Origin of the sequence: Roseovarius sp. SK2 (assembly GCF_028807495.1) — a bacterium.
GTDB classification, from domain to species: Bacteria; Pseudomonadota; Alphaproteobacteria; order Rhodobacterales; family Rhodobacteraceae; genus Roseovarius; species Roseovarius confluentis.
Genome location: NZ_JARAMK010000002.1, coordinates 378,597 through 402,859, shown reverse-complemented (window position 1 = coordinate 402,859; position 24,263 = coordinate 378,597). Strand labels below are relative to the sequence as shown.

Annotated in this window: 39 protein-coding genes; 33 read left to right on the top strand and 6 right to left on the bottom strand. The window is 62.3% G+C overall.

The genetic code is table 11. The features are described 5' to 3' along the window. Positions 1-19 precede the first annotated feature (19 nt). From PVV74_RS06235 to PVV74_RS06225, 3 genes are read left to right on the top strand one after another with little or no spacing between them, the layout of a single operon-like run. On the top strand, positions 20-172 hold the full coding sequence (locus PVV74_RS06235) for a hypothetical protein (protein WP_274592600.1): 153 nt from the start codon (positions 20-22) through the stop codon (positions 170-172). Continuing rightward, complete coding sequence (locus tag PVV74_RS06230) at positions 156-290, top strand: hypothetical protein (protein WP_274592599.1); 135 nt, start codon at positions 156-158, stop codon at positions 288-290. The genes PVV74_RS06235 and PVV74_RS06230 overlap by 17 nt, the downstream gene beginning before the upstream one ends. Positions 291-337: 47 nt before the next feature. Next, on the top strand, positions 338-1,240 hold the full coding sequence (locus PVV74_RS06225; protein WP_274592598.1) for a DMT family transporter: 903 nt from the start codon (positions 338-340) through the stop codon (positions 1,238-1,240). Here PVV74_RS06225 and PVV74_RS06220 read toward each other — a convergent pair. Beyond that, entirely contained in the window at positions 1,173-2,000 is an 828-nt protein-coding gene (locus PVV74_RS06220; RefSeq protein WP_274592597.1) for a glycosyltransferase, read from the bottom strand. The two genes, PVV74_RS06225 and PVV74_RS06220, sit on opposite strands and share 68 nt — an antisense overlap. A gap of 457 nt (positions 2,001-2,457) precedes the next feature. Here PVV74_RS06220 and rpsL point away from each other — a divergent pair, with 457 nt between their 5' ends. From rpsL to rplP, 14 genes are all read left to right on the top strand, one after another. Beyond that, positions 2,458-2,829: a 30S ribosomal protein S12 gene (rpsL, locus tag PVV74_RS06215; RefSeq protein ID WP_103762132.1), complete on the top strand. Its 372-nt coding sequence runs from the start codon at positions 2,458-2,460 to the stop codon at positions 2,827-2,829. A gap of 12 nt (positions 2,830-2,841) precedes the next feature. Further along, positions 2,842-3,312 carry a 30S ribosomal protein S7 gene (gene rpsG, locus PVV74_RS06210; RefSeq protein ID WP_057796812.1) on the top strand — a complete coding sequence of 157 codons (471 nt, stop codon included), beginning with the start codon at positions 2,842-2,844 and terminating at the stop codon, positions 3,310-3,312. Positions 3,313-3,333: 21 nt separating this feature from the next. Then, complete coding sequence (gene fusA / locus PVV74_RS06205) at positions 3,334-5,457, top strand: elongation factor G (protein ID WP_103762133.1); 2,124 nt, start codon at positions 3,334-3,336, stop codon at positions 5,455-5,457. 84 nt (positions 5,458-5,541) lie between these two features. Then, complete coding sequence (tuf, locus tag PVV74_RS06200) at positions 5,542-6,717, top strand: elongation factor Tu (RefSeq protein WP_103762095.1); 1,176 nt, start codon at positions 5,542-5,544, stop codon at positions 6,715-6,717. A gap of 155 nt (positions 6,718-6,872) precedes the next feature. Then, positions 6,873-7,187, top strand: coding sequence for a 30S ribosomal protein S10 (gene rpsJ / locus PVV74_RS06195; protein WP_103762134.1), 315 nt, complete (start codon positions 6,873-6,875; stop codon positions 7,185-7,187). A 12-nt stretch (positions 7,188-7,199) separates the two neighbouring features. Beyond that, entirely contained in the window at positions 7,200-8,066 is an 867-nt protein-coding gene (gene rplC / locus PVV74_RS06190; protein WP_103762135.1) for a 50S ribosomal protein L3, read from the top strand. Then, a complete protein-coding gene (gene rplD / locus PVV74_RS06185; RefSeq protein ID WP_103762136.1) occupies positions 8,063-8,680 on the top strand; it encodes a 50S ribosomal protein L4 in 618 nt (205 codons plus the stop codon). The genes rplC and rplD overlap by 4 nt, the downstream gene beginning before the upstream one ends. Further along, positions 8,677-8,973, top strand: coding sequence for a 50S ribosomal protein L23 (locus PVV74_RS06180; RefSeq protein WP_103762137.1), 297 nt, complete (start codon positions 8,677-8,679; stop codon positions 8,971-8,973). Before rplD ends, PVV74_RS06180 begins: the two co-directional genes overlap by 4 nt. A gap of 283 nt (positions 8,974-9,256) precedes the next feature. Then, positions 9,257-9,463 (top strand): cold-shock protein, encoded by a 207-nt coding sequence (locus PVV74_RS06175; protein WP_057794967.1) that lies wholly within the window; start codon positions 9,257-9,259, stop codon positions 9,461-9,463. A gap of 282 nt (positions 9,464-9,745) precedes the next feature. Continuing rightward, positions 9,746-10,588, top strand: coding sequence for a 50S ribosomal protein L2 (rplB, locus tag PVV74_RS06170; RefSeq protein WP_103762138.1), 843 nt, complete (start codon positions 9,746-9,748; stop codon positions 10,586-10,588). A 3-nt stretch (positions 10,589-10,591) separates the two neighbouring features. After that, positions 10,592-10,870, top strand: a complete 279-nt coding sequence (gene rpsS, locus PVV74_RS06165) for a 30S ribosomal protein S19 (RefSeq protein ID WP_057794973.1) — start codon at positions 10,592-10,594, stop codon at positions 10,868-10,870. A gap of 3 nt (positions 10,871-10,873) precedes the next feature. Then, positions 10,874-11,254 (top strand): 50S ribosomal protein L22, encoded by a 381-nt coding sequence (gene rplV, locus PVV74_RS06160; RefSeq protein ID WP_103762139.1) that lies wholly within the window; start codon positions 10,874-10,876, stop codon positions 11,252-11,254. Next, complete coding sequence (gene rpsC / locus PVV74_RS06155; protein ID WP_103762140.1) at positions 11,254-11,964, top strand: 30S ribosomal protein S3; 711 nt, start codon at positions 11,254-11,256, stop codon at positions 11,962-11,964. The genes rplV and rpsC overlap by 1 nt, the downstream gene beginning before the upstream one ends. 12 nt (positions 11,965-11,976) lie before the next feature. Beyond that, positions 11,977-12,390, top strand: coding sequence for a 50S ribosomal protein L16 (rplP, locus tag PVV74_RS06150; protein WP_103762141.1), 414 nt, complete (start codon positions 11,977-11,979; stop codon positions 12,388-12,390). 178 nt (positions 12,391-12,568) lie between these two features. On the opposite strand, the gene PVV74_RS06145 is transcribed toward rplP, so the two are convergent. Beyond that, positions 12,569-13,276: a hypothetical protein gene (locus tag PVV74_RS06145; RefSeq protein ID WP_274592596.1), complete on the bottom strand. Its 708-nt coding sequence runs from the start codon at positions 13,274-13,276 to the stop codon at positions 12,569-12,571. Positions 13,277-13,364: 88 nt separating this feature from the next. Between PVV74_RS06145 and PVV74_RS06140 the strand changes: the two genes are divergently transcribed. Next, positions 13,365-13,985, top strand: coding sequence for a 2OG-Fe(II) oxygenase family protein (locus PVV74_RS06140; protein WP_103762143.1), 621 nt, complete (start codon positions 13,365-13,367; stop codon positions 13,983-13,985). Between the two features lie 31 nt (positions 13,986-14,016). On the opposite strand, the gene PVV74_RS06135 is transcribed toward PVV74_RS06140, so the two are convergent. Continuing rightward, entirely contained in the window at positions 14,017-14,457 is a 441-nt protein-coding gene (locus PVV74_RS06135; protein ID WP_103762144.1) for a GFA family protein, read from the bottom strand. Between the two features lie 315 nt (positions 14,458-14,772). On the opposite strand from PVV74_RS06135, the gene rpmC reads away from it, so the two are divergent. The 11 genes from rpmC (at position 14,773) to rpmD (ending at position 19,107) form a co-directional block, all read left to right on the top strand. After that, positions 14,773-14,973, top strand: a complete 201-nt coding sequence (gene rpmC / locus PVV74_RS06130) for a 50S ribosomal protein L29 (protein ID WP_057794983.1) — start codon at positions 14,773-14,775, stop codon at positions 14,971-14,973. Between the two features lie 11 nt (positions 14,974-14,984). After that, on the top strand, positions 14,985-15,215 hold the full coding sequence (rpsQ, locus tag PVV74_RS06125) for a 30S ribosomal protein S17 (protein WP_103762145.1): 231 nt from the start codon (positions 14,985-14,987) through the stop codon (positions 15,213-15,215). An 80-nt stretch (positions 15,216-15,295) separates the two neighbouring features. Beyond that, the gene (rplN, locus tag PVV74_RS06120; protein ID WP_103762146.1) at positions 15,296-15,664 is read left to right on the top strand and encodes a 50S ribosomal protein L14; all 369 of its coding nucleotides are present in this window, start codon (positions 15,296-15,298) and stop codon (positions 15,662-15,664) included. A 1-nt stretch (position 15,665) separates the two neighbouring features. After that, the gene (gene rplX, locus PVV74_RS06115; protein ID WP_057794992.1) at positions 15,666-15,977 is read left to right on the top strand and encodes a 50S ribosomal protein L24; all 312 of its coding nucleotides are present in this window, start codon (positions 15,666-15,668) and stop codon (positions 15,975-15,977) included. Beyond that, positions 15,970-16,533: a 50S ribosomal protein L5 gene (gene rplE / locus PVV74_RS06110; RefSeq protein ID WP_103762147.1), complete on the top strand. Its 564-nt coding sequence runs from the start codon at positions 15,970-15,972 to the stop codon at positions 16,531-16,533. Before rplX ends, rplE begins: the two co-directional genes overlap by 8 nt. 18 nt (positions 16,534-16,551) lie before the next feature. Continuing rightward, positions 16,552-16,857: a 30S ribosomal protein S14 gene (gene rpsN / locus PVV74_RS06105; protein WP_103762148.1), complete on the top strand. Its 306-nt coding sequence runs from the start codon at positions 16,552-16,554 to the stop codon at positions 16,855-16,857. A gap of 13 nt (positions 16,858-16,870) precedes the next feature. Continuing rightward, positions 16,871-17,263, top strand: a complete 393-nt coding sequence (gene rpsH / locus PVV74_RS06100) for a 30S ribosomal protein S8 (protein ID WP_103762149.1) — start codon at positions 16,871-16,873, stop codon at positions 17,261-17,263. 13 nt (positions 17,264-17,276) lie between these two features. Beyond that, positions 17,277-17,810: a 50S ribosomal protein L6 gene (gene rplF, locus PVV74_RS06095; RefSeq protein ID WP_103762150.1), complete on the top strand. Its 534-nt coding sequence runs from the start codon at positions 17,277-17,279 to the stop codon at positions 17,808-17,810. Between the two features lie 12 nt (positions 17,811-17,822). Continuing rightward, complete coding sequence (gene rplR / locus PVV74_RS06090; RefSeq protein ID WP_274592595.1) at positions 17,823-18,182, top strand: 50S ribosomal protein L18; 360 nt, start codon at positions 17,823-17,825, stop codon at positions 18,180-18,182. Positions 18,183-18,339: 157 nt separating this feature from the next. Next, positions 18,340-18,915 carry a 30S ribosomal protein S5 gene (gene rpsE, locus PVV74_RS06085; protein ID WP_103762152.1) on the top strand — a complete coding sequence of 192 codons (576 nt, stop codon included), beginning with the start codon at positions 18,340-18,342 and terminating at the stop codon, positions 18,913-18,915. A 3-nt stretch (positions 18,916-18,918) separates the two neighbouring features. Next, the gene (rpmD, locus tag PVV74_RS06080) at positions 18,919-19,107 is read left to right on the top strand and encodes a 50S ribosomal protein L30 (protein ID WP_274592594.1); all 189 of its coding nucleotides are present in this window, start codon (positions 18,919-18,921) and stop codon (positions 19,105-19,107) included. Between the two features lie 205 nt (positions 19,108-19,312). Here rpmD and PVV74_RS06075 read toward each other — a convergent pair whose 3' ends face one another. Next, entirely contained in the window at positions 19,313-20,026 is a 714-nt protein-coding gene (locus PVV74_RS06075) for a vWA domain-containing protein (RefSeq protein WP_274592593.1), read from the bottom strand. A gap of 46 nt (positions 20,027-20,072) precedes the next feature. Between PVV74_RS06075 and PVV74_RS06070 the strand changes: the two genes are divergently transcribed. Further along, a complete protein-coding gene (locus PVV74_RS06070) occupies positions 20,073-20,456 on the top strand; it encodes an ectoine synthase (RefSeq protein WP_274592592.1) in 384 nt (127 codons plus the stop codon). Positions 20,457-20,465: 9 nt separating this feature from the next. On the opposite strand, the gene PVV74_RS06065 is transcribed toward PVV74_RS06070, so the two are convergent. Beyond that, positions 20,466-21,071 (bottom strand): hypothetical protein, encoded by a 606-nt coding sequence (locus tag PVV74_RS06065; RefSeq protein ID WP_274592591.1) that lies wholly within the window; start codon positions 21,069-21,071, stop codon positions 20,466-20,468. Between the two features lie 421 nt (positions 21,072-21,492). On the opposite strand from PVV74_RS06065, the gene PVV74_RS06060 reads away from it, so the two are divergent. After that, complete coding sequence (locus tag PVV74_RS06060) at positions 21,493-22,536, top strand: Hint domain-containing protein (RefSeq protein ID WP_274592590.1); 1,044 nt, start codon at positions 21,493-21,495, stop codon at positions 22,534-22,536. Positions 22,537-22,589: 53 nt separating this feature from the next. Here PVV74_RS06060 and PVV74_RS06055 read toward each other — a convergent pair whose 3' ends face one another. Further along, a complete protein-coding gene (locus PVV74_RS06055; protein WP_103762156.1) occupies positions 22,590-22,832 on the bottom strand; it encodes a hypothetical protein in 243 nt (80 codons plus the stop codon). Positions 22,833-23,090: 258 nt separating this feature from the next. On the opposite strand from PVV74_RS06055, the gene PVV74_RS06050 reads away from it, so the two are divergent. Next, positions 23,091-23,534, top strand: coding sequence for a response regulator (locus PVV74_RS06050; RefSeq protein ID WP_274592589.1), 444 nt, complete (start codon positions 23,091-23,093; stop codon positions 23,532-23,534). Positions 23,535-23,680: 146 nt separating this feature from the next. Next, positions 23,681-24,154: a 50S ribosomal protein L15 gene (gene rplO, locus PVV74_RS06045; protein WP_103762158.1), complete on the top strand. Its 474-nt coding sequence runs from the start codon at positions 23,681-23,683 to the stop codon at positions 24,152-24,154. Positions 24,155-24,263 lie beyond the last annotated feature (109 nt).

Sequence of the window (24,263 nt, the reverse complement as noted above, 5' to 3'; positions counted from 1 at the left end):
CCAGGATGGGAGATGGGATATGGACGGACAGACGATCGAGCACGACGCGCGGAACGCGGAATACCTGCGCCAGAAGGAGATTTTCGAACGCAGCATGGCGGACCTGCGGCTGGAGCGGCGCAGGCGAGAGGCGGGGGGGGCATGCGGTTATGGCCGTGGCCTACAGCCTTGAAGGTGCGAGCCGGAAGGAGACCCGGCTGGGCAAGGCCGTGACGGCGTCGAAATATGCGCTCATCACCTTCGTGGCGGTGTTGCCGAACCTGGCGATGATCCTGATGCTGGCGGACTGACGCGCTTGGCGCTTGTACCGGGTGCGGCGCCGGTCTAGAGCCGGGGTATGACCCGTTCCGACAACCTGACCGGCGCCTTGCTGATGATGGCGTCGATGGCGTGCTTCACGTTCAACGACACCGCGATGAAGGCGATGGCGGGGGACGTGCCGCTGTTTCAACTGCTGCTGCTGCGCGGGATGATCACGACGGTTCTGGTGGCCTGTATCGCGTGGCGCATGGGCGCGTTGCGCGCCCGCCTGCCGCGCCGGGACTGGGGATTGATGGGCCTGCGCACAGCGGCCGAGGTGGGCGCGGCCTATTTCTTTCTGACGGCGCTGTTCAACATGCCGTTGGCCAACGTGACGGCGATATTGCAGGCCCTGCCACTGACCATCACGCTGGCCGCCGCGCTGTTCCTGCGCGAGCCGGTGGGATGGCGGCGGATGGTGGCGATCCTGATAGGCTTTGTCGGTGTGCTGCTGATCGTGCGGCCCGGGACGGACGACTTCAACTTCTATGCGGTCTACGCGCTGCTGGCGGTGGGCTGTGTCACGGTGCGGGACCTGTCGACGCGGCGGCTGTCGAAGGACACACCGTCGATGTTCGTCACGTTGCTGACATCCATCGCGACGATGACGATCTTCGGGCTCTTGAGCCTTGGCGTCGACTGGGCGCCGATGGGAATGCGAGAAGCCGGGCTGGTCGGAACCGCCTCGTTGTTCATCATCGGCGGGTATCTCTTTTCGATCATGGTGATGCGGGTGGGCGAGATCAGTTTCGTCGCCCCGTTTCGCTATACCGGCCTGCTGTGGGCGATGCTGCTGGGCTTCGTGGTGTTCGGGGAATGGCCCGCGACGCTGACCCTGCTGGGTGCTGCGATCGTGGTGGGCAGCGGGCTGTTCACGCTTTACCGGGAATCGCAGTTGGGGCGGAAAAGGCCGCTTGCACAGCCGCCTCGTCGACATTGAACCGCTCCTTGAAAAAGGCGCGCTGATCCGCGGTCAGGGGGGCAAGGCCCTTGGTGCTGGTGCGCGCATGGCTGTCGTTGTCGTCGTGCAGGGCGCGCAGGTACATGTGGGTCTCGGGCTCGATCAGGGTCGGCATGGAATGGTGCAGCTTGTGATGGCCGTAATTCATCACCGTCTTGGGGTCACCGGGGCGGAAGAGCACGGCCAGACCGCAGGCCAGGAACTGGCCCTGGATCTCGCGGGCGAGGATGCCGTCCGGGGTCAGCTTGACCGAATAGCCGCGGGAATATTCGATCACCATGTTCTGCCACCCGGCGCGTAGCTTGCCGGCCAGCCGGGCAGTGCGGCGGATGCCGCGAATGAAGTTGGTGGCGACGGCGTCGTCGTCATCGAGGCGGAACTGCAGGGATTCGTCGTCGTCGCCCTGGGCAAGCTCGTGCTGGATCGCCAGTCGCATGGCCGTGCGGTGTTTCATCGGTTCGGCGGTGACGATCTTGATCTGCTCGACGGGGGCGCAGATGTCGTTGAGCCGGTCCCACCAGGGCTTGGGCATCCGCTCTCCGGTCAGGACGATGAAGGTGAACCGCTTGTCCTTCTGCGCCGCTATGGAGGGCAGGGTGAGCGCCTCGAAGTGGCGAAAGCGCAGCTCCATCCGCTCGGGCGCGTAAAGGTAGGCCTCGCGCTCCTCGACGGTGTCGTGCATGCGTTTGAAGCCGCCGAGCGCGGGATAGGAAAAGCGGCATATACCGATTGCGCGCATGAAGCGGGGCACCTTCGAGACGTGGTGGCCGCATGGTTGCAAATGCGCGTGAGGCGGGCAAGCGCGAAACCGGGGTTGCCCGAGGCGGTGCCGGGCGTTAGGCCGAGGCGGCGGCGGGGTGACAGGTTTCCTGTTCCGCGCATCCGGGCTTTTCTGTCAGGAGTAAACCGCGTCGTCATCCCGGGCGGATGGGAGTGTTGACAGCCGTCCCGACTCCCCCTATACGCCGCTCATCTCGACCTCGGGGGCCGCCCTGAATGTCGAACTCAAAATTCTAGTGGACAAGATCCGGGCCGTTTGAGTGCCCCGATCCTCTGGGAACCCGCCGCGTCGTTTACCTCGGAATGGAAACGATTGCGGTATTTGCGCATTGCGGACGCGTGATGTGCGAGGAACTGAAACCGCGCGGGGGTGACCCGGTGCAAACACATGTGTTGAGAGACGGGAAAGAGACCCTATGCCAACGATCCAACAGCTGATCCGCAAGCCGCGGCAGCCGAAAACAAGAAGCCAGAAGTCGATGCACCTGCAAGGGTGCCCGCAGAAGCGCGGCGTTTGCACGCGCGTCTACACCACCACGCCCAAGAAGCCGAACTCGGCCATGCGGAAGGTTGCCAAGGTGCGCCTGACCAATGGTTTCGAGGTAATCAGCTATATCCCCGGCGAAAGCCACAACCTGCAGGAGCACTCGGTGGTCCTGATCCGTGGCGGCCGTGTGAAAGACCTTCCCGGTGTGCGTTACCACATCCTGCGCGGTGTCCTGGATACCCAAGGCGTCAAGGACCGCAAGCAGCGTCGTTCGAAATACGGCGCCAAGCGTCCCAAGTAAGAGGAATTCGAGATGTCTCGTCGTCACGCCGCTGAAAAACGTGAAATTCTGCCCGACGCCAAGTATGGCGACCGGGTTCTGACCAAGTTCATGAACAACCTGATGATCGACGGCAAGAAGTCGGTCGCGGAGAAAATCGTCTACAACGCGCTCGATCGCGTCGAAGACAAGGTCAAGCGCGCCCCCGTGGAAATCTTCCACGAAGCGCTGGACAACATCAAACCGTCGGTCGAGGTCCGCTCGCGCCGTGTCGGTGGTGCCACCTACCAGGTGCCGGTCGAAGTTCGCCCCGAGCGCCGCGAAGCGCTGGCGATCCGCTGGCTGATCACCGCTTGCCGTGGCCGCAACGAGAACACGATGGAAGAACGCCTGGCCGGCGAACTTCTGGACGCCGTGAACTCGCGCGGGACCGCCGTCAAGAAACGTGAAGACACCCACAAGATGGCCGAGGCGAACAAAGCCTTCAGCCATTACCGCTGGTAAAACCCTAGAGGCATTTGCATCATGGCACGCGATTATCCGCTCGAACGCTACCGCAACTTCGGCATCATGGCCCATATCGACGCAGGCAAGACCACCTGCTCGGAACGGATCCTGTTTTACACCGGCAAATCCCACAACATCGGTGAGGTGCACGATGGTGCAGCCACCATGGACTGGATGGAGCAGGAGCAGGAACGCGGGATCACCATCACGTCGGCGGCTACCACTACCTTCTGGCAGTGGCAGGAAGACCCGACGAAAGAGGGCACCGACGACACCAAGTTCCGGATGAACATCATCGACACGCCCGGTCACGTCGACTTCACCATCGAAGTCGAGCGTTCGCTGGCGGTGCTTGACGGTGCGATCTGCGTGCTGGACGCCAACGCGGGTGTCGAGCCCCAGACCGAGACCGTCTGGCGCCAGGCCGACCGCTACAAGGTGCCGCGCATCGTCTTCGTCAACAAGATGGACAAGATCGGTGCCGACTTCTTCAACTGTGTCGCGATGATCGAAGACCGCACCGGCGCGAAAGCCGTGCCGATCGCCATGCCGATCGGTGCCGAGAACGAGCTGGAAGGCATCATCGACCTGGTGACCATGGAAGAATGGACCTGGAAAGGTGAAGACCTGGGCGCGTCCTGGACCCGTCAGCCCATTCGCGACGATCTCAAGCAGCTGGCCGACGACTGGCGCGCCAAGCTGATCGAGAACGCCGTCGAAATGGACGACGACGCGATGATGGAATACCTCGAAGGCAACGAGCCCGACATCCCGACCCTGCGGCAACTGATCCGCAAGGGCACCCTGTCGCTGAGCTTTGTTCCGGTCCTGGGCGGTTCCGCGTTCAAGAACAAGGGTGTGCAGCCGCTGCTGAACGCCGTGGTCGATTACCTGCCGAGCCCGCTCGACGTTGTGGACTACATGGGCTTTGCCCCCGATGACGAGACCGAGACCCGGAACATCGCCCGCCGCGCGGACGATTCCATGCCGTTCTCGGGCCTGGCGTTCAAGATCATGAACGACCCGTTCGTCGGTTCGCTGACCTTCACGCGCATCTACTCGGGTGTGCTGAACAAGGGCGACACGATCCAGAACTCGACCAAGGGCAAGAAAGAGCGCATCGGCCGCATGATGATGATGCACTCGAACAACCGCGAAGAGATCGAAGAGGCATTTGCCGGCGACATCATCGCGCTGGCTGGTCTGAAGGACACCACCACGGGTGACACGCTGAGCGATCCCAAGGAACTGGTGGTTCTGGAAACCATGACCTTCCCCGATCCGGTGATCGAGATTGCGGTCGAACCGAAGACCAAGAACGACCAGGAAAAGATGAGCCAGGGCCTGGCCCGTCTGGCCGCCGAGGACCCGTCCTTCCGCGTCGAGACCGACATGGAGAGCGGTCAGACCATCATGAAGGGCATGGGCGAACTTCACCTCGACATCCTGGTCGACCGTCTGAAGCGCGAATTCAAGGTCGAGGCCAACATCGGTGCGCCGCAGGTGGCCTACCGCGAGACCATCAGCCACGAAATCGAACACACCTACACCCACAAGAAACAGTCGGGTGGTTCGGGTCAGTTCGCCGAGGTCAAGATGATCATCTCGCCGACCGAGCCGGGCGAAGGCTATTCGTTCGAAAGCCGCATCGTCGGTGGTGCCGTGCCGAAGGAATACATCCCCGGCGTCGAGAAAGGCATCGAGAGCGTGATGGACAGCGGCCCGCTGGCCGGCTTCCCGGTCATCGACTTCAAGGTCGCACTGATCGACGGCAAGTTCCACGACGTGGACTCCTCGGTCATGGCCTTTGAGATCGCGGCACGGATGGGCATGCGCGAAGGTCTGCGCAAGGCCGGCGCGAAACTGCTGGAGCCGGTCATGAAGGTCGAAGTGATCTCGCCGGAAGAATACACCGGCAACGTGATCGGCGACCTGACGTCGCGTCGTGGGCAGGTTTCGGGACAAGAACCGCGCGGCAACGCCATCGCGATCAACGCGAACGTGCCACTGGCCAACATGTTCGGCTACATCAACACGCTGCGTTCGATGTCGTCGGGCCGCGCCCAGTTCACCATGCAGTTCTCGCATTACGAACCCGTGCCGTCGAACATCTCGGAAGAGATCCAGGCAAAATACGCATAACCCGGGTGGCGGGGTGAACCCCGCCCTACCCATCATCGTAGGGTGGGTGATAACCCACCATCCGCAAAGGAACAGGAGGCCATCATGGCAAAGGAAAAGTTTGACCGTTCGAAACCGCACGTGAACATCGGGACCGTTGGTCACGTTGACCACGGCAAGACGACGCTGACGGCGGCGATCACGAAGTATTTCGGTGACTTCCGCGCGTATGACCAGATCGACGGTGCGCCGGAAGAGAAAGCGCGCGGGATCACGATCTCGACCGCGCACGTTGAATACGAGACCGAGAACCGTCACTACGCGCACGTGGACTGCCCCGGCCACGCCGACTACGTGAAGAACATGATCACGGGCGCCGCCCAGATGGACGGCGCGATCCTGGTGGTGAACGCGGCCGACGGCCCGATGCCGCAGACCCGCGAGCACATCCTGCTGGCGCGCCAGGTGGGCGTGCCCGCGCTGGTGGTGTTCATGAACAAGGTCGATCAGGTCGATGACGAGGAACTGCTGGAGCTGGTCGAGATGGAAATCCGCGAGCTTCTGAGCTCGTACGACTTCCCCGGCGACGACATTCCGATCATCGCGGGCTCGGCGCTGGCGGCGATGGAAGGCAACAACCCGGAGATCGGCGAAGAGAAGATCCGCGAGCTGATGGCGGCTGTCGACGACTACATCCCGACGCCCGAGCGCGCCGTGGACCAGCCGTTCCTGATGCCGGTCGAGGACGTGTTCTCGATCTCTGGCCGCGGCACGGTTGCCACGGGCCGGATCGAGCGTGGCCTGATCAAGGTCGGCGAAGAGATGGAGATCGTGGGCCTGAACAAAAACAAGAAGACGACCTGCACGGGCGTCGAGATGTTCCGCAAGCTTCTGGACCAGGGCGAGGCCGGCGACAACGTTGGTCTGCTGCTGCGCGGTATCGAGCGTGACGGTGTGGAGCGCGGCCAGGTGCTGTGCAAGCCCGGTTCGGTGAACCCGCACACGAAGTTCGAGGCCGAGGCGTACATCCTGACGAAGGAAGAGGGTGGCCGTCACACGCCGTTCTTCGCCAACTACCGTCCGCAGTTCTACTTCCGCACGACGGACGTGACGGGCACGGTGACGCTGCCCGAGGGCACGGAGATGGTGATGCCGGGTGACAACCTGAAGTTCGAGGTCGAGCTGATCGCGCCCATCGCGATGGAAGACGGCCTGCGCTTCGCCATCCGCGAAGGCGGCCGCACCGTCGGCGCCGGCGTCGTGTCGAAGATCGTCGAGTGATCTGAGGCAAAGCGTCATCCCGGGCGCAACCCCGGGGTGATACAGAATATCCGGGTGCTGACCGAGGTCGGCACCCGGCCCCACTTTAGGCGCGAAGAAGGGCGGCAATTCCGCTTCTCTTCCTCTCCGCTGGAACCCTGTTAGGGATAAGAAAAATGGCCGTAGCTAGCCAAAACATCCGTATCCGCCTGAAGGCGTTCGACTACCGTGTGCTGGACGCCAGCACACAGGAGATCGTGAACACCGCCAAGCGGACCGGCGCAGACGTACGCGGGCCCATCCCGCTGCCGAACAAGATCGAGAAATTCACCGTTCTGCGTGGCCCCCACGTGAACAAGAAATCGCGCGATCAGTTCGAGATCCGGACGCACAAGCGTCTCTTGGACATCGTTGATCCCACGCCCCAGACCGTCGACGCGCTGATGAAGCTCGACCTGGCTGCCGGCGTGGACGTGCAAATCTCGGTTTAAGGAGGGCAGGACATGTTGCGCTCTGGTGTAATCGCAAAGAAAGTCGGCATGACCCGGCTTTTCATGGAAGACGGCAAGCAGGTTCCTGTGACCGTTCTTCAACTGGACAAACTGCAGGTCGTCGCCCAGCGTACGCCCGAAGAGCACGGCTATGCCGCTGTTCAGCTGGGTGCAGGGACCGCCAAGGCGAAACGGACGTCGAAGGCCCTGCGTGGCCACTTCGCCGTCGCCAAGGTGGAACCCAAGCGCAAGGTCGCGGAATTCCGCGTGGCGCCCGAGAACATGATCGACGTGGGCGAGGAAATCACCGCGAACCACTATTTCGAAGGTCAGTTCGTGGACGTTTCCGGCACCTCGATCGGTAAAGGCTTTGCCGGTGCGATGAAGCGGCACAACTTCGGCGGTCTGCGGGCCAGCCACGGTGTGTCGATCAGCCACCGCTCGCATGGCTCCACCGGCCAGTGTCAGGACCCTGGCAAGGTGTTCAAGGGCAAGAAAATGGCCGGTCACATGGGCGCCGCCCGCGTGACGACGCAGAACCTGCAAGTGGTGAAAACCGACGCCGACCGTGGCCTGATCATGGTCAAGGGCGCGGTTCCCGGCTCCAAGGGTGGCTGGGTGACGATCAAGGACGCGGTGAAGAAGCCGTTCCCGGAAAGCGCCATCCTGCCCGCCGCTCTGAAATCGGCCGCGGCCGAAGCAGAGAAAGCCGCTGAAGAAGCCGCAGCCGCGGCAGCCGCAGAGGCCGAGGCCGAAGCACAGCGCCTGGCCGAAGAGCAGGCAGCCCAGGAAGCGGCCGCGCTGCAGGAAGCCGAAGCCGAAATCGAGGCCGACAAGTCCGATGATGCCGGCGAAGAGAAGAAGGACGGTGAGGAATGAAACTCGACGTGATCAAACTCGACGGCGGCAAGGCCGGTTCGGTCGAGCTCTCGGGCGAGATCTTCGATCTCGATCCGCGTGCCGACATCCTGCACCGTGTCGTCCGCTGGCAGCGCAACAAGGCGCAGCAGGGCACCCACAAGGTCAAGACCCGGTCCGAGACCAGCTATTCGACCAAGAAGATCTACCGCCAGAAGGGCACCGGCGGCGCACGCCACGGTGACCGCAATGCGCCGATCTTCCGTAAGGGCGGCATCTACAAGGGTCCGGTCCCGCGCAGCCACGCGCATGACCTGCCCAAGAAGGTGCGTCAGCTGGGCCTGAAACACGCGCTGTCGGCCAAGGCCAAGGCGGGTGAGCTGGTCGTGATCGAGGCCGCCGAAGGTGCCGCCAAGACCAAGGAACTGGCCAAGCAGGTCAAGGATCTGGGCTGGAAGCGCGCACTGATCATCGACGGCGCCGAGGTGAACGAGGGCTTTGCCCGCGCCGCGGCCAACATCGACGGTCTGGACGTGCTGCCCAGCATGGGCGCGAACGTATACGACATCCTAAAGCGCGACACGCTCGTGCTGACCAAGGCGGGTGTCGAAGCACTGGAGGCTCGGTTGAAATGAGCGCGAAAGCAGAACATTACGATGTGATCCGCAAGCCGGTGATCACCGAGAAGGCCACGATGGCGTCGGAAGCGAACGCCGTTGTCTTCGAGGTGGCGATGGACGCCGCGAAACCCCAGATCAAGGAGGCCGTCGAGGCGCTCTTTGGTGTGAAGGTGAAAGCGGTCAACACGTCCATCACCAAGGGCAAGCAGAAGCGGTTCCGTGGCATCATGGGCCGCCGCAAGGACGTCAAGAAAGCTTACGTGACGCTCGAAGAGGGCAACACGATCGACGTGACGACCGGCCTCTGAGCCATGGTGGGTTGAAAACCCACCCTACGAGATTGGCCCCCGTCGAGAGATCGGCGGGGGTTTTCCGTTTGGCGCGCCGCGGCGTTTTATCGCCTTAAATCAGTGCGCGGACATGGGACTCCAGTGATTTTCATTGACGTGAATCACCTGAGCGCCCATATGGGCAGTGCTACGTTACTACCTATCGACCCTTTCTCCTTTACGGCGACTGGCTTTCGATCTTGTCATGACGCCGCCAAGCTGCCGCATACTGCGGGCAGCAACATCTAAAGGAGACACGGAAATGGCCAACGGCACCGTGAAATGGTTCAACACCACCAAAGGCTACGGCTTTATCGCACCGGAATCGGGCGGCAAGGACGTCTTCGTTCACATCTCGGCCGTCGAGCGCTCGGGCTTGACCGGCCTGGCCGACGATCAGAAGGTCACCTATGACCTGGAATCCGGCCGTGACGGACGCGAAAGCGCCGTCAACATCGCGCTGGCATAAGGCGCCTGGCGGCAACACCGCCGGCCTTTGAAAATCGTGAACCCCGGGCGCAGGCGTGGCCGGGGTTTTTCTTTGGGGGAAAGGCTTGACCCGAGGGGTGGTCTTTCGTAAACGACCCCATCCGCAAGGCCCCGGATTCGTCCGGGGCTTTGCCGTTGTTCGCAAGAACACCTGAACCGGGCACCTAAGGGGGCCTATAACCACGGTGGGTTTGAAACCCACCCTACATAGGTGGAGCTGGACATTCCGGTTTCGCCGTTTGCTAAACGGAAGACAGAAAGCATGGCACTCAAGTCGTACAAGCCGACGACGCCGGGCCAGCGCGGGCTGGTGCTGATCGACCGTTCGGAGCTGTGGAAAGGACGTCCCGTCAAAGCCCTCACCGAGGGTCTGACGAAATCGGGCGGCCGGAACAACACCGGGCGGATTACCTCGCGTCGTCGCGGGGGTGGCGCCAAACGCCTTTACCGGATCGTTGATTTCAAACGCAACAAGATCGACGTGGCCGCAACCGTCGAGCGGATCGAATACGACCCGAACCGGACGGCCTTTATCGCGCTGATCAAATACGAAGATGGCGAACAAGCCTACATCCTTGCGCCGCAGCGCCTGGCCGTGGGTGACAGCGTCGTCGCCTCGCCGAAGGCCGACATCAAGCCCGGCAACGCGATGCCGTTCCAGGGCATGCCGATCGGCACGATCGTTCACAACATCGAGCTGAAGCCCGGCAAGGGCGGCCAGATCGCACGTGCCGCCGGCACGTATGCCCAGTTCGTGGGCCGCGACGGTGGCTATGCCCAGATCCGCCTGTCCTCGGGCGAGCTGCGCATGGTGCGTCAGGAGTGCATGGCGACCGTTGGTGCCGTGTCGAACCCCGACAACAGCAACCAGAACTACGGCAAGGCCGGCCGCATGCGCCACAAGGGCATTCGCCCGTCCGTGCGTGGTGTCGTCATGAACCCGATCGACCACCCCCATGGTGGTGGTGAGGGCCGGACCTCGGGTGGTCGTCACCCGGTGACGCCCTGGGGCAAGCCGACGAAGGGTGCGCGCACCCGTAACAAGAACAAGGCGTCGCAGAAGCTGATCATCCGCTCGCGTCACGCCAGGAAGAAGGGCCGTTAACACATGAGCCGCTCTGTATGGAAAGGCCCCTTCGTCGATGCCTACGTCCTGAAAAAGGCCGAAGCATCGCGCGAGTCGGGGCGCAACGAAGTCATCAAGATCTGGTCGCGCCGTTCGACGATCCTGCCCCAGTTCGTGGGCCTGACGTTTGGCGTGTACAATGGTCACAAGCATATCCCCGTCAACGTGTCGGAAGATATGATCGGTCAGAAATTCGGTGAATACGCGCCGACCCGTACCTATTACGGGCACGCCGCCGATAAAAAAGCGAAGCGGAAGTAAGTCATGGGCAAGGAAAAGAACCCCCGCCGCGTGGCTGACAACGAAGCGATGGCAAAACTGCGCATGCTTCGCACCAGCCCGCAGAAACTCAACCTGGTGGCCGCGATGATCCGTGGCAAGAAGGTGGACAAGGCGCTGAACGATCTTACCTTCTCGAAGAAGCGGATCGCGCAGGACGTGAAGAAATGTCTTCAGTCCGCCGTGGCCAACGCCGAGAACAACCACAACCTGGATGTCGACGATCTGATCGTGGCCGAGGCCTATGTGGGCAAGAACCTGATCATGAAACGCGGTCGCCCGCGTGCGCGTGGACGGTTCGGCCGCATTCTGAAGCCGTTCTCAGAGATCACCATCAAGGTGCGTGAAGTCGAGGAGCAAGCCTAATGGGTAACAAAGTCAATCCGATCGGCATGCGCCTGCAGGTGAACCGCACCTGGGACAGCCGCTGGTACGCCGACACCAAGGATTACGGTGATCTTCTGCTGGAAGACATCGCGATCCGTGATTTCATCAAGAAAGAGTGCAAGCAGGCCGGCATCAGCCGCGTGATCATCGAGCGTCCGCACAAGAAGTGCCGCGTTACGGTGCACACCGCGCGCCCCGGCGTGATCATCGGCAAGAAAGGCGCCGATATCGAGACCCTGCGCAAGAAGCTGGCGGCGATGACCGACAGCGAACTGCACCTGAACATCGTCGAGGTTCGCAAGCCGGAACTGGACGCGGCCCTGGTGGGTGAAAGCATCGCCCAGCAGCTTGAGCGTCGTGTGTCGTTCCGCCGCGCGATGAAACGTGCCGTGCAGAACGCCATGCGCATGGGGGCCCTGGGTATCCGGGTCAACGTCGCGGGCCGCCTGGGCGGTGCCGAGATCGCACGGACCGAATGGTACCGCGAGGGCCGGGTTCCGCTGCACACGCTGCGTGCCGACATCGATTACGCCAATATCGAGGCCAGCACACCCTACGGGATCATCGGCATCAAGGTCTGGATCTTCAAGGGCGAGATCATGGAACATGATCCGGCAGCCCGGGATCGCAAGGCGCAGGAACTTCAGGACGGCCCGGCACCTCGTGGTGCTGGTGGCGGCCGCCGCTGAGGAGGATGAGAAATGCTTCAACCAAAGCGCACTAAATTCCGTAAGATGTTCAAGGGCCGGATCAAGGGCGAGGCCAAGGGCGGCTCTGATCTGAACTTTGGCACTTACGGCCTGAAAGCGACCACGCCCGAGCGCGTGACCGCCCGTCAGATCGAGGCAGCCCGTCGTGCCATGACGCGTCACATGAAGCGTCAGGGCCGCGTCTGGATCCGGATCTTCCCGGACACGCCCGTGACCTCCAAACCCGTCGAAGTTCGGATGGGTAAAGGTAAGGGCTCGGTCGATTTCTGGGCTTGCAAGGTCAAGCCCGGCCGCGTGATGTTCGAGATCGACGGTGTCGGTGAGGCAGTTGCCATGGAGGCCCTGCGCCTCGCGGCGATGAAACTGCCGGTCAAGACCCGCGTCGTGGTCCGCGAGGATTGGTAATCCAATCCTCACGAGTGCGGGAAAGCGATTGACGCAGTCACTTGCAGCCGCACCGCGGTAGAGAAAAAAGACCCCCGTCGAGAGCTCGGCGGGGGTTTTCCTTTGGCAGGTATGGTGGGTTTCACCCACCCTACGGGAGGTCCCGGGTCAGGCCCGGGACGGGGGGCGCGATGTGATATCACCCGCCCAGTATGCCGCGCACCTGGTGCGCGTAGGCCTCGTAGGTCATCGTCGCCTTGTTGCCCGCGACCCCGTCGTAATAGCTGCGGCCCGAGGGGATGGGCAGGCCGGCCCAGATCTTGGCGAGGTTCAGCATGAACGTGTCCACGGTCATTTCGCCCGCCTTGACCTTCATCAGCCCTGCGTCCCCCAGCAGCAGGTCGGCAAGCCGGTCCTGCACCGCAGCGCTGAACCGGGTGCTGGCGGGCAGATCGAGGCGCGTGGCGGAGTGGCGCAGCGTCGGTGGTATGAACTGGTACCGGCCGATGGCGTGAGGCTGGCCGGGGGTGGCCTCGATCCAGTCGTAGATGTCTTGCAGGGTCATGTCGGTGGGGCGGCGGGGTGGCTTGACGCGCGCGCCGTGCTGGACCGCATCATAGCCCGCGCGCCCGGCCTCGGCCCGCGCGATCAGGTCGCGCAGACGGGTGGCCTTGGTCCCGCCGTGGCGCAGGGGCGCATCGAGGCGGCCGGGCAGGGCGGCGAAGAGACCGCCGTCGGCCCTGTCGACAAAGAGGCTGGCGGAGGAGTGGGCATCACGGGTGTCCGTTTGCATCGAGAAAAGTGGCTGACGCGCGGCGAAGAGGCTGCCGGTGGCTGGGTCCGCCGTAACGGGGCCGGCAAGGCCCAGGCCGACGCAGAGGCCGGACGCCGCGATGGTTCGGTTCATGCTTGCCCCCTTCTTGTGCTGGTGGCGTTATGGGGCAAAGACCTGAAGAAATCCTTGCCTTCGGCAGGACGCGCGATAAGACGCGGGCATGGCTGATATCAAATCTCTCTTCGTGACCCGCCTTTACCGTGCCGCCCTGTCGGAGCAGGGCCCCCGCATTGACCCGGATGAAATGGAGGCGTCGTGCTATGCCATCGCCGAAGATGACGAGGCGGGGCAGGAATGGTGCGAGGAGAACGGGTATCCGGGCTATACGTCCTATGCCTCGCTGACCGACCTGCCGTGGCGGTTTCCGATTTTCGCGGACCTTGTCAAATCGCTGGATGCGCATGTGGCGGCTTTTGCGGAAGACCTGGAATTCGACCTGGACGGGCGGGAACTGAAGCTCGAGGATATCTGGATCAACATCCTGCCCGAGGGCGGGACGCATTCGTCGCATCTGCATCCGCATTCGGTGATTTCCGGGACGACCTACGTGGCGATGCCGGACGGCGCCAGCGCGTTGAAGCTGGAGGACCCGCGTTCCGCCCGGATGATGGCGGCGCCCGGGCGAAAGAAGGACGCGCGGGAAGAGTTGCGGACCTTCATCTATGCCAAACCCAATGTGGGCGACGTGCTGCTTTGGGAAAGCTGGCTGCGGCACGAGGTGCCGATGAACATGTCCGAGGATGAACGGATCAGCGTGAGTTTCAACTACGCCTGGGGGTAGGCCCCGCCGATCGCGCGGCAGGGCCAGACAGTCAGGCCGCAGGCTGCGGCCAGCTGAATTCCGGTCGCAGGCCGTCATAGACGGGGCGGCCATCGTCGGGCTTGGCGTAGCCTTTGCTTTCGTCCCAGAACGCGTGATACGTCGCATCAGGGAAGGCCGCGTCGTCATAGCCCATGACGTTGGGCACGGCCACGCGGATACGCTTTTGCTTGTCATCCAGCATCAGCGCGGCGCCGCAATCGGCGCAGGTGCAGAGCTCCAGCGGGCCGTCGGGGTTGTCGGCGTTGAAGGGCTGGCGCTTCATCTCGCCGCCCTCGGCCTTGAGGTCGCCCCAGTTGAAGAAGGCCACGTGGGTCGTGTGCTGGCCGGTGACGTTCTTGCAGACGTTGCAATGGCACTCGTGGTTGTCGATCGGTTCGGCGCTGGCGGTCACCTTGACGTGATCGCAGCCTCCTGAATACGGGCTGGACATAATATTCTCCTCCTCTGTTGTCCGGCGCAGGTGTTGCGCCGCGTGCACATCTCACGCTTTGAGAGGCCGACCTGACAAGTTAGACATAGGTGTCACGTGGAACTGTCGGCGCGGTCGGTTTGGCAGCGCGAAGCCGTTTCCGCAGTTATGTCAAACTTTCCCTTGCCCTGATGGGGAACCTCCCTTATACGGCCCCAATCCACGGGTCCCCGCGTTTCGCGGGGATTCGTTTTTGACATTCATCCACCGGGGAAACCGTGTGACCCTGAGCCATCGAGCAGGGGCCGGCCGGTGTTTTGAGAAGGGACGATGGCCATGAACGCCACCGAATTGCGTGACAAGACGCCGGACCAGCTTCGCGAGGAGTTGTCCAACCTGAAGAAAGAGCAGTTCAACCTGCGCTTTCAGGCAGCGACAGGGTCGCTGGAAAACCCTGCGCGGATCAGAACGGTCCGTCGCGATGTGGCACGTGTGAAAACCGTGCTGAACGAAAAAGCCGCCTCGGCTGCTGAATAAGGAGAGCCACCATGCCCAAGCGCATCCTGCAAGGCGTCGTGACCTCCGACGCAAACGCCCAGACCGTCACCGTTTCGGTCGAGCGTCGCTTCAAGCACCCGGTGCTGCAAAAGACCATTCGTAAGTCCAAGAAGTACCGGGCTCACGATGAGAAGAACGCTTTCAAGGTCGGTGACTCTGTTCGCATCATCGAATGTGCGCCGAAATCGAAAACGAAACGCTGGGAGGTTCTTGAGGCCTAGGCCAAAGAACCTTTCGGTTTGATCGAAACCATGGGGCCAAGACGCCGGAAAGGCTGACCCCTTAGGTCGGGAGAAACCTAATGATCCAGATGCAGACCAATCTGGATGTTGCTGACAACTCCGGCGCACGCCGGGTGCAGTGCATCAAGGTCCTGGGTGGTTCCAAGCGCAAATATGCGTCCGTGGGCGACATCATCGTCGTCTCGGTGAAGGAAGCCATCCCGCGCGGCCGCGTGAAGAAAGGTGACGTCCGCAAGGCCGTCGTCGTGCGCACCGCCAAAGAGATCCGCCGTGAAGACGGCACCGCCATCCGCTTTGACCGCAACGCCGCCGTGATCCTGAACAACGCAGGTGAGCCGGTGGGCACGCGTATCTTCGGACCGGTGGTTCGTGAACTTCGCGCGAAGAACTTCATGAAGATCATTTCGCTCGCCCCGGAGGTGCTGTGACATGGCTGCCAAACTGAAAAAAGGCGACAAGGTCGTCGTCCTGTCCGGCAAGGACAAGGGCAAGGAAGGCACGATCACGTCTGTCGATCCCAAGGCCGGCAAGGCCGTTGTCGATGGTGTGAACATGGCCATCCGCCACACCCGCCAGAGCCAGCAAAGCCAGGGCGGACGCCTGCCCAAGGCGCTGCCGATCGACATCAGCAACCTGGCCTTTGTCGACGCCAACGGCAAACCCACCCGCGTCGGCTTCAAGATGGAAGGCGACAAGAAGGTGCGTTACGCCAAGACCACGGGGGACGTGATCGATGCTTGATACTGAAAATTACACCCCGCGTCTGCGCCAACAGTTCCGCGACACCATCAAGGCGGCGCTGAAGGAAGAGTTCGGCTATACCAACGACATGCAGATCCCGCGCCTGGACAAGATCGTCCTGAACATCGGCTGCGGCGCCGAAGCGGTGAAGGATTCCAAGAAGGCCAAGTCGGCCCAGGAAGACCTGTCCACCATCGCCGGCCAGCACGCCGTTATCACGACGGCCAAGAACTCGATCGCCGGGTTCCGGGTGCGTGAAGGCATGCCACTGGGCGCCAAGGTGACCCTGCGCGGCAACCGCATGTACGAATTCCTTGACCGTCTGATCACCGTGGCGATGCCGCGGATCCGCGACTTCCGCGGTGTGTCGGGCAAGTCGTTCGATGGCAACGGCAACTATGCCATGGGCATCAAGGAGCACATCGTTTTCCCCGAAATCAACTTCGACAAGGTCGACGAAGTCTGGGGCATCGATGTCATCATCGCAACCACGGCGCCGACCGACGCTGAAGCCAAGGCGCTGTTGAAGCACTTCAACATGCCCTTCAACAGCTAATCGCGAGGAATTTGAAACATGGCTAAAAAAGCAATGATCGAACGCGAGAAGAAGCGTCAGCGCCTGGTGAAGCAATACGCCGCCAAGCGGGCCGCTTTGAAAGAGATCATCAACGACCAGGAAAAGCCGATGGAAGACCGCTTCCGGGCCTCCCTGAAACTGGCGCAACTGCCGCGCAACAGCTCGGCCACCCGCCTGCATAACCGCTGCCAGCTGACCGGCCGGCCGCATGCCTATTACCGCAAGCTGAAGATCAGCCGGATCGCCCTGCGCGACCTTGGCTCGTCGGGTCAGCTGCCCGGTATGGTCAAGTCGAGCTGGTAAGGAGGGATATGAGATGAACGATCCTATCGGCGATATGCTCACCCGCCTGCGGAACGCAGGTATGCGTGGCAAGTCCACCGTCATGGTCCCCGCCTCCAAGATGCGCGTGCGCGTTCTGGATGTGCTGGCCGACGAAGGCTACATCCGTGGTTACGAGAGCGCCACGGACGACAAGGGCCACCCGGCCCTTGAAGTGAGCCTGAAGTATTTCGAAGGCGCCCCCGTGATCCGCGAGATGAAGCGGGTCTCCAAGCCCGGTCGCCGGGTTTACATGGGCGTCAATGACATCCCGTCGGTCCGTCAGGGCCTGGGCGTGTCGATTGTCTCCACCTCCAAGGGTGTGATGTCGGACGCGAACGCGCGCAGCCAGAACGTTGGCGGCGAAGTGCTTTGCACGGTATTCTAAGGAGGCCTGTGTAATGTCTCGTATCGGTAAACAACCCGTGGCCCTGCCCGATGGCGTTTCCGCCACCGTTTCGGGCCAGACCATCGAGGTCAAAGGCCCCAAGGCGACCAAAAGCTTCACGGCGACCGACGACGTGTCGATCGAAGTGGGCGAAGGCGCCATCACGGTGACGCCGCGCGGCAAGTCCAAGCGCGCCCGTCAGCAGTGGGGCATGACCCGCACCATCGTCGCCAACCTGGTGCACGGCTCGCGCGAGCCGTTCAAGCAGGAGCTGGAGATCCGCGGCGTGGGCTACCGGGCTCAGATGCAGGGTAATATCCTGAAGCTGAACCTGGGCCTGAGCCACGATGTGGATTTCGAAGTTCCGGAAGGTGTGACTGTCACCGCGCCCAAGCCCACCGAACTGGTGGTTGAAGGCCATGACAAGCAACTCGTCGGTCAGGTCGCGGCCAATATCCGCGACTGGCGGCGCCCCGAGCCCTACAAGGGCAAGGGCATCCGCTACAAGGGCGAGTACATCTTCCAGAAGGAAGGCAAGAAGAAGTAAGGACGCGAGAAAATGGCAAACAGCAAGAGACAACTGTTCCAGAAACGCCGTATGCGCGTCCGGAGCAAACTTCGCAAGGTCAATGCCGGCCGCCCCCGTCTTTCGGTGCACCGTTCGTCCAAGAACATGAGCGTGCAGCTGATCGACGACGTGAAGGGCACGACCCTGGCCTCGGCCTCGACCCTGGAAAAGGATCTGGGTTTTGTCGGCAAAAACACGTTGGAAGCGGCGGCCAAGATCGGCGCGACCATCGCGGAACGCGCCAAGAAGGCAGGCGTGACCGAGGCGCAGTTCGACCGTGGTGGGTTCCTCTTCCACGGCCGGATCAAGGCGCTGGCCGATGCCGCCCGTGAGGGTGGCCTGAAGATCTAGGTGGGGTGAAATCCCACCCTACGTGGTTTGCGTAGGGTGGGGCTTCGACCCACCACAACGTTGCAGGCGGGTGAATCGCCTCGATGATCCGGACGCCCCATGGGCGGACTTGGATTGATACATCAAAGGGCAAAGGCCCGCAGAAAGGACGCCGCGTATGGCAAGAGATGACAATCGCCGTGGGGGTCGCGATCGCGACGAAACCCCGGAATTCGCCGATCGCCTGGTTGCGATCAACCGTGTTTCGAAAACCGTGAAGGGTGGTAAGCGCTTCGGCTTTGCCGCGCTCGTCGTCGTGGGCGACCAGAAGGGCCGTGTCGGCTTCGGCAAGGGCAAGGCCAAGGAGGTCCCCGAGGCCATCCGCAAGGCCACCGAGCAGGCCAAGCGCCAGATGATCCGCGTGCCGCTGCGCGAAGGCCGCACGCTGCACCACGACATGGAAGGTCGCTGGGGCGCCGGCAAGGTCGTCATGCGCACCGCGCCGACCGGTACCGGTATCATCGCCGGTGGTCCGATGCGGGCCGTGTTCGAGATGCTGGGCGTTCAGGACGTTGTCGCGAAGTCGACGGGCTCGCAGAACCCCTACAACATGATCCGTGCGACCCTGAACGGCCTGCAGAAAGAGACCAGCCCGCGCATGGTCGCACAGCGTCGCGGCAAGAAGGTCGCCGACATCCTGCCCAAGCGTGACGAGGCCCCGGCCGAGTCGTCCCACGTCGCAGAGGAGGCGTAACCCATGGCAAAGACCATCGTCGTCAAGCAGGTGGGCTCGCCCATCCGCCGCCCCGAGATCCAGCGCAAGACGCTGATCGGGCTGGGCCTGAACAAGATGCACCGGACCTGTGAGCTGGAAGACACGCCGTCGGTCCGTGGCATGATCAACAAGATCCCGCACCTTGTGGAGATCATTGAAGAAAAGGGCTGAGGCCTCGGTGGGTTTTCACCCACCCTACGAGTTTGGCACCCCGGTCAGAGATGGCCGGGGTGTTTTCGTTTCGACGATATTAACCTTTGTTGAGACAAGGTTAATACGTGTTGTTTTTTGTAGGTCGTGCTTTGGATACGGCAAGCCTTTGCCGGGGACATGAAACAGTACCGAAATTGACGAACCCTTGACGTCGCGATCCGCGCTATCCGATCAGCGCACACCCCAAGGTCTTGCGGAGCGCCTCGGTCAACTCGTCAACCGTATCGGTCGCCACGTACATGCCGCCGGTCTGGTCCGAGATGCAGCGGGCGATGGAGGAGCCATCGGTGTAGATCCCGGCCTCGGGGCTGTCCCAGGCGAAAGGGTCGGCCACGACGCGGAAGCCGATGACATGCACGGTGAGGTTGGCGGAGGTGGCGGCAAGTTCGGCCCCGAGCGCGCAGGGTCGGCCGCCGCAGGTTTCGTTGCCGTCGGTCACCAGCACGACGATACCCGGAGTGGTGGTGTGGTTCAGGACGCGGGCGGCCTCGGCCACGGCTTCGGTCAGGGGCGTCAGGCCGGCCGGGTCCATCAGGTCGATGGCGTCGATGATGGGTTGGGCCGCGTCCGTGACAGGCGGGAATTTCAGCTTGATGCCATCGCAGGAGCCTTCGGGGCCGGGGCCATAAGTCAGAAGGCCTACGCGGCGCACCGGCGCGATCTGGGGCAGGGCGCGGCGGAGGGCGGTGCGGGCGTCCTCGATCCGGGTGGGGGCGGTCTGATCGAAGCCGAGTTCGGCCATGGAGGCCGAGCCGTCAAAGACCAGCATCGCGTCGCGGCTGCAGTCCTGCGCCACGGCCCGCGGCACCGCGGGCAGCGCACAGGTCAGTGCGGTAAGCGTTGTCAGCAGGACGCGTTTCATATTCAGATGAGACATCGCGGCGGGTCTGAAATCAAGACTGGCCCTTTTAAGGAGACACAAGATGTTCGTTAAGACGTTGGAAGAGGTTATCGGGACGGAGGACCACGCCAAGGGTGAGGCCTTTGAAAGCAGGCGGCTTTTGCTGGCCCGGGACGATCTGGGCTATTCGTTTCACGACACGATCGTGAAGGCCGGAACCGTGCAGTTGCTGGAATACAAGGACCACATCGAGACCAATTACTGCATCGAGGGGAAGGGCGAGGTGGAGAACGAGACCACCGGCGAAGTGTGGCCGCTGGAGCCCGGCGTGATGTACGTGCTGGACCAGAACGATCCGCATATCGTGCGGGCGGAAACCAACCTGCGGTTCATCTGCATTTTCACGCCTGCCCTGACGGGACGGGAAGATCAGAACAAGGCAGAGGCGGCGCCGGATCCGGCGTGATGATGCGCGTCAATCACACAGGCGCGTATAGCTTTCGCGGGTGAAGTCGTAGCGCGAATGGATGCCATAGGGTGACGTGTAACCGTCCGACGTTCCAGTCGGTTCGCAGGCGTCATCGCCCAGGCGACAGTTGGGACGGATCTCGGTGCGGGAGACCTGGCAAAACACCTGTTCTTGGGTGCGAGGGGCCGCCGCTGTGTTCTGATCGAGGTCCATTTCGGTGAGGTCGACAAGGTGGCCTGCCTTGCGCCCGATACCACGCGTTTCAAATGTGAGCGGAGTGTCGAGGTGGAGGGTCTTCTGGCCGGCGAAGCGTTCCTCGGCGCTGTGCCAGACCGTTCCGTAATCGAAGCGCAGGCGATAGGTTCCGGGCGGCACGAGAACGCGGAAGAAGACGCCGCCGCGGATATAGGCGGCAAGCGCTTGGGTGTCGGTTTCGTTGTCTGTCAGCGTGACGATATAGTCCGCGCCGGGCGGGCTTTTGACCTGCAAAGGAAAGGTGAGGGGCAGGCCGGTGCGGTTCCACATCAGGCCGGGATCGGGCCGTCCGTCAGCAGCGCGGGCGGTGCCGGACAAAAGGCAGACAAGAGCGATGAGGGTAAGAACGGCGCGCATGGGATGAATGTAGGTGCGGGCGGCCGGAAGGGCAAAGGTTGCGTGGTGACTCGAACGTTAATGCCGCGAATACAGCGAAACCCACGTCGGTATTGCGTCGGTATTCCCATCGGTATCGCGACGGTGCCGGTGTCGGCCCCCGACCGATTAACGGACAGCGCGCTGCCCGTGGCGCCATTTGTCGCTTCGCGCCACGTCGGCTGCGGATTTCAGCAGGGTGCCGTGGCAAAAACTCGGCCCATCCCGGGATCGTGGTCGATGGTCTGTAACTGCCGCAGATGCACCGGCGCTCCGCCAGACGCATTTCTCGTTAACCGGGCTTTAAAGCCAATGCCCTAGAAATTCACATGGCGATCGGGGATTGAGCCAGACCCGCATTTTGCGGTGACGCTGGGCCGCCTCGTGCAAAGGCAAACGGGCAATGGCGAGCATATATGACCTGCTCGAGGTCACGATCATCAGCGCGAACACGACCTATTCGGAGGAGAATGGGAACCTGCTTGGCGTGGTCGACGGCGCCAGCGGCACGGAACTGGACGACGGGGAATTCGACGAGGGCGACCTGATCTCGATTGGCGGGACGACCTATACCATCGATCTGATCCAGGAGCCGTCATCGTCAGGCAGTCTCCTGCTGGGTGACGGCAGCACGCGCAGCTTTGGCCCGCAAAACGAAGACAATCTGGATGTGATGTTCCTGACCGTGTCGAACGGGGGCACGACGCGGTATTTCATCCTGCCCAACGACAGTTATGGCGACCTGACCGTTCAGTCGGTGACGACCGGCGGGATCACCGATGTGGCCGGCAACGACGCGGCGGTGATCGGGACAATGGATGACGAGGTGAACGTGGTGTGTTTCGCCGCCGGGACGATGATCGCGGTGGCGGAGGGTGGCGCCCGGCCGATCGAGACGCTGGCGCCAGGGGATCTGGTGCTGACCGCCGATCACGGGCCGCGCCCGGTGCGCTGGCTTGATCATCACGCGATCAACGCCGCGTCGCTGGCGCGAAACCCGCACGTGCGTCCGATCCGCATATCCGCCGGGGCGCTGGGGCAGGGCCTGCCCGACGCGCCGCTGGTGGTGTCGCCGCAGCATCGCATCCTTGTCAGATCGAAAATCGCGCAGCGGATGTTCGGCCAGTCCGAAGTGCTGTTGCCGGCGAAATTCCTGCGGGGCGTGACGGGGGTAGAGACGGACCCGCGCGACGGAGGTGTGGACTATTACCACGTGGTGATGGACCGGCACGAGGTGCTGTTCGCCAACGGTGTCGGCGCCGAGAGCCTCTATCGCGGGCAGGAAGCGATGAAGACGTTGCGCAGCGCGCAAAGCGCGGCGCTTGCAATGCTGGGTGCCAGTCGGACCGCGGCAAGGGGCGACGTGCCCGCGCGGCTGTTTGCGCAGGGCGGACGGGGCCGGCGGCTGGTGGAGCGGCATCTGAAGAATGCGCGCGCATTCGCTTGAATGAACTCGGTATTTGAGCGGGGGTATGGTGGGTTATCACCCACCCTACGGGACTATTCGCCGGAGGAGGGTTTGCCGCGGTCGGCGGAGATCACGCCGAAATCCTTGGAGGCCGAACCGCCACCTGCGATACTGAAATACCCTTCGGCGGCCAATCCGCGCTTGAGCAACTCGCGCACGGCCGCCGCCCGGCTGGGCATGTGGGCCTTGAACCGCCAGTCGTCGAGCGCCTTGAGCTCGTCGTCCGAGATCATGACTTGTAATCTTTCCAAGCGTTTGGAGTTGGAATCGGGCATCCTTCGATCCTTCCGAGATCATGAATGCTTACTTAGGCCTATACTCAGCTTAGTCAAGCTGAGTGTGTTACTCAAGTTGAACAGTATTTGCATTTTACTCTACTTGAGGAATGTTGTCATATTAAGGCAATGAAATCATTAGTAAATTTTCGGAATACGGTTATATGCTGCCTTATGAAGGCACATTCCGAAAATGAAGTTCAAAGTTTAGTTTCCCATCCGGACGCGCAGGCGGGCCGGGGCGATGATCTTGATTTGATGCAGCCGGACGCTGAAAGCGACGGCAGCATCGCAACCGTCGCCGCGACACCGGTCGTGCCCGGCCATGGCGTGCTGCGGCGGGTCCTGGTGGTCGAGGACGACCCGTTGATCGGCGAGGACATCGCGTGCACGCTGGACGAATGCGGGTTCAGCGTGGTTGGCCGGGTTCAGACGCTGAGCGATGCGCTGCGGTTTGTGCAAGATCGTTCCGGGCAGTTGGACTGCGTCGTGCTGGATATCGACCTTGGCGGGCAAAGTTGCCAACCGTTGGTGGCGTCGCTGGAGGCGCGAAAGGTGCCCTATGCGCTGGTCACGGCCCACAGCCCGGACGTGGTACACGAACTTGGGTTCCGGGCGCCAGTGATCGAAAAGCCATTCCAGACTGCGCACTTGTCGATGCAGCTTTCGGGGCTGTTTTCGCAAGAGCGGGCAGAGGCCTGACGCGACCGGGACATCGCCCCTTGATCGGCCGGCACAACGGGTCTATACGCCCCCGGTGGTCAGACATGACCCGATTCACATGAACCAAGACATGCCGTGGTTGGCCCTATCGCTTCGGGGGTCACATCCGGCTTAGGAGAAGCGACATGAAACTGAATGAACTGCGCGACAACGAAGGCGCGACCAAACGCAAGAAACGTATCGGACGTGGCCCTGGCTCTGGCATGGGCAAGACCGGTGGCCGTGGTATCAAGGGTCAGAAATCCCGTTCGGGCGTGGCGATCAACGGGTATGAAGGCGGCCAGATGCCGCTGTATCAACGGCTGCCCAAGCGCGGCTTCAACAAGCCTAACCGCAAGAAATTCGCCGTCGTGAACCTGGGTATGATCCAGAAATTCGTCGACGCCAAGAAGATCGACGCAGGGTCCACCATCACCGAGGACACGCTGGTTGAAAGCGGCCTGGTGCGCCGCAAGCTGGACGGTGTGCGCATCCTGGCGAAGGGTGAAGTGACGGCGAAGCTGACGCTGGACGTCACTGGCGCATCGAAATCGGCAGTCGACGCGGTCGAGAAAGCCGGTGGTTCGCTGAACGTGGCGAGCGCAAAGGCGGCTGAATAAGAGGTTGTGAGCGGGCGTCTCGCCCCTTACATACACCCCTAGTTTTCCTTATAAACGCCGCCTGGCCGGAAAACGGCCTAGGCGGCGTTTGCATAAAAAAGAGATCCGC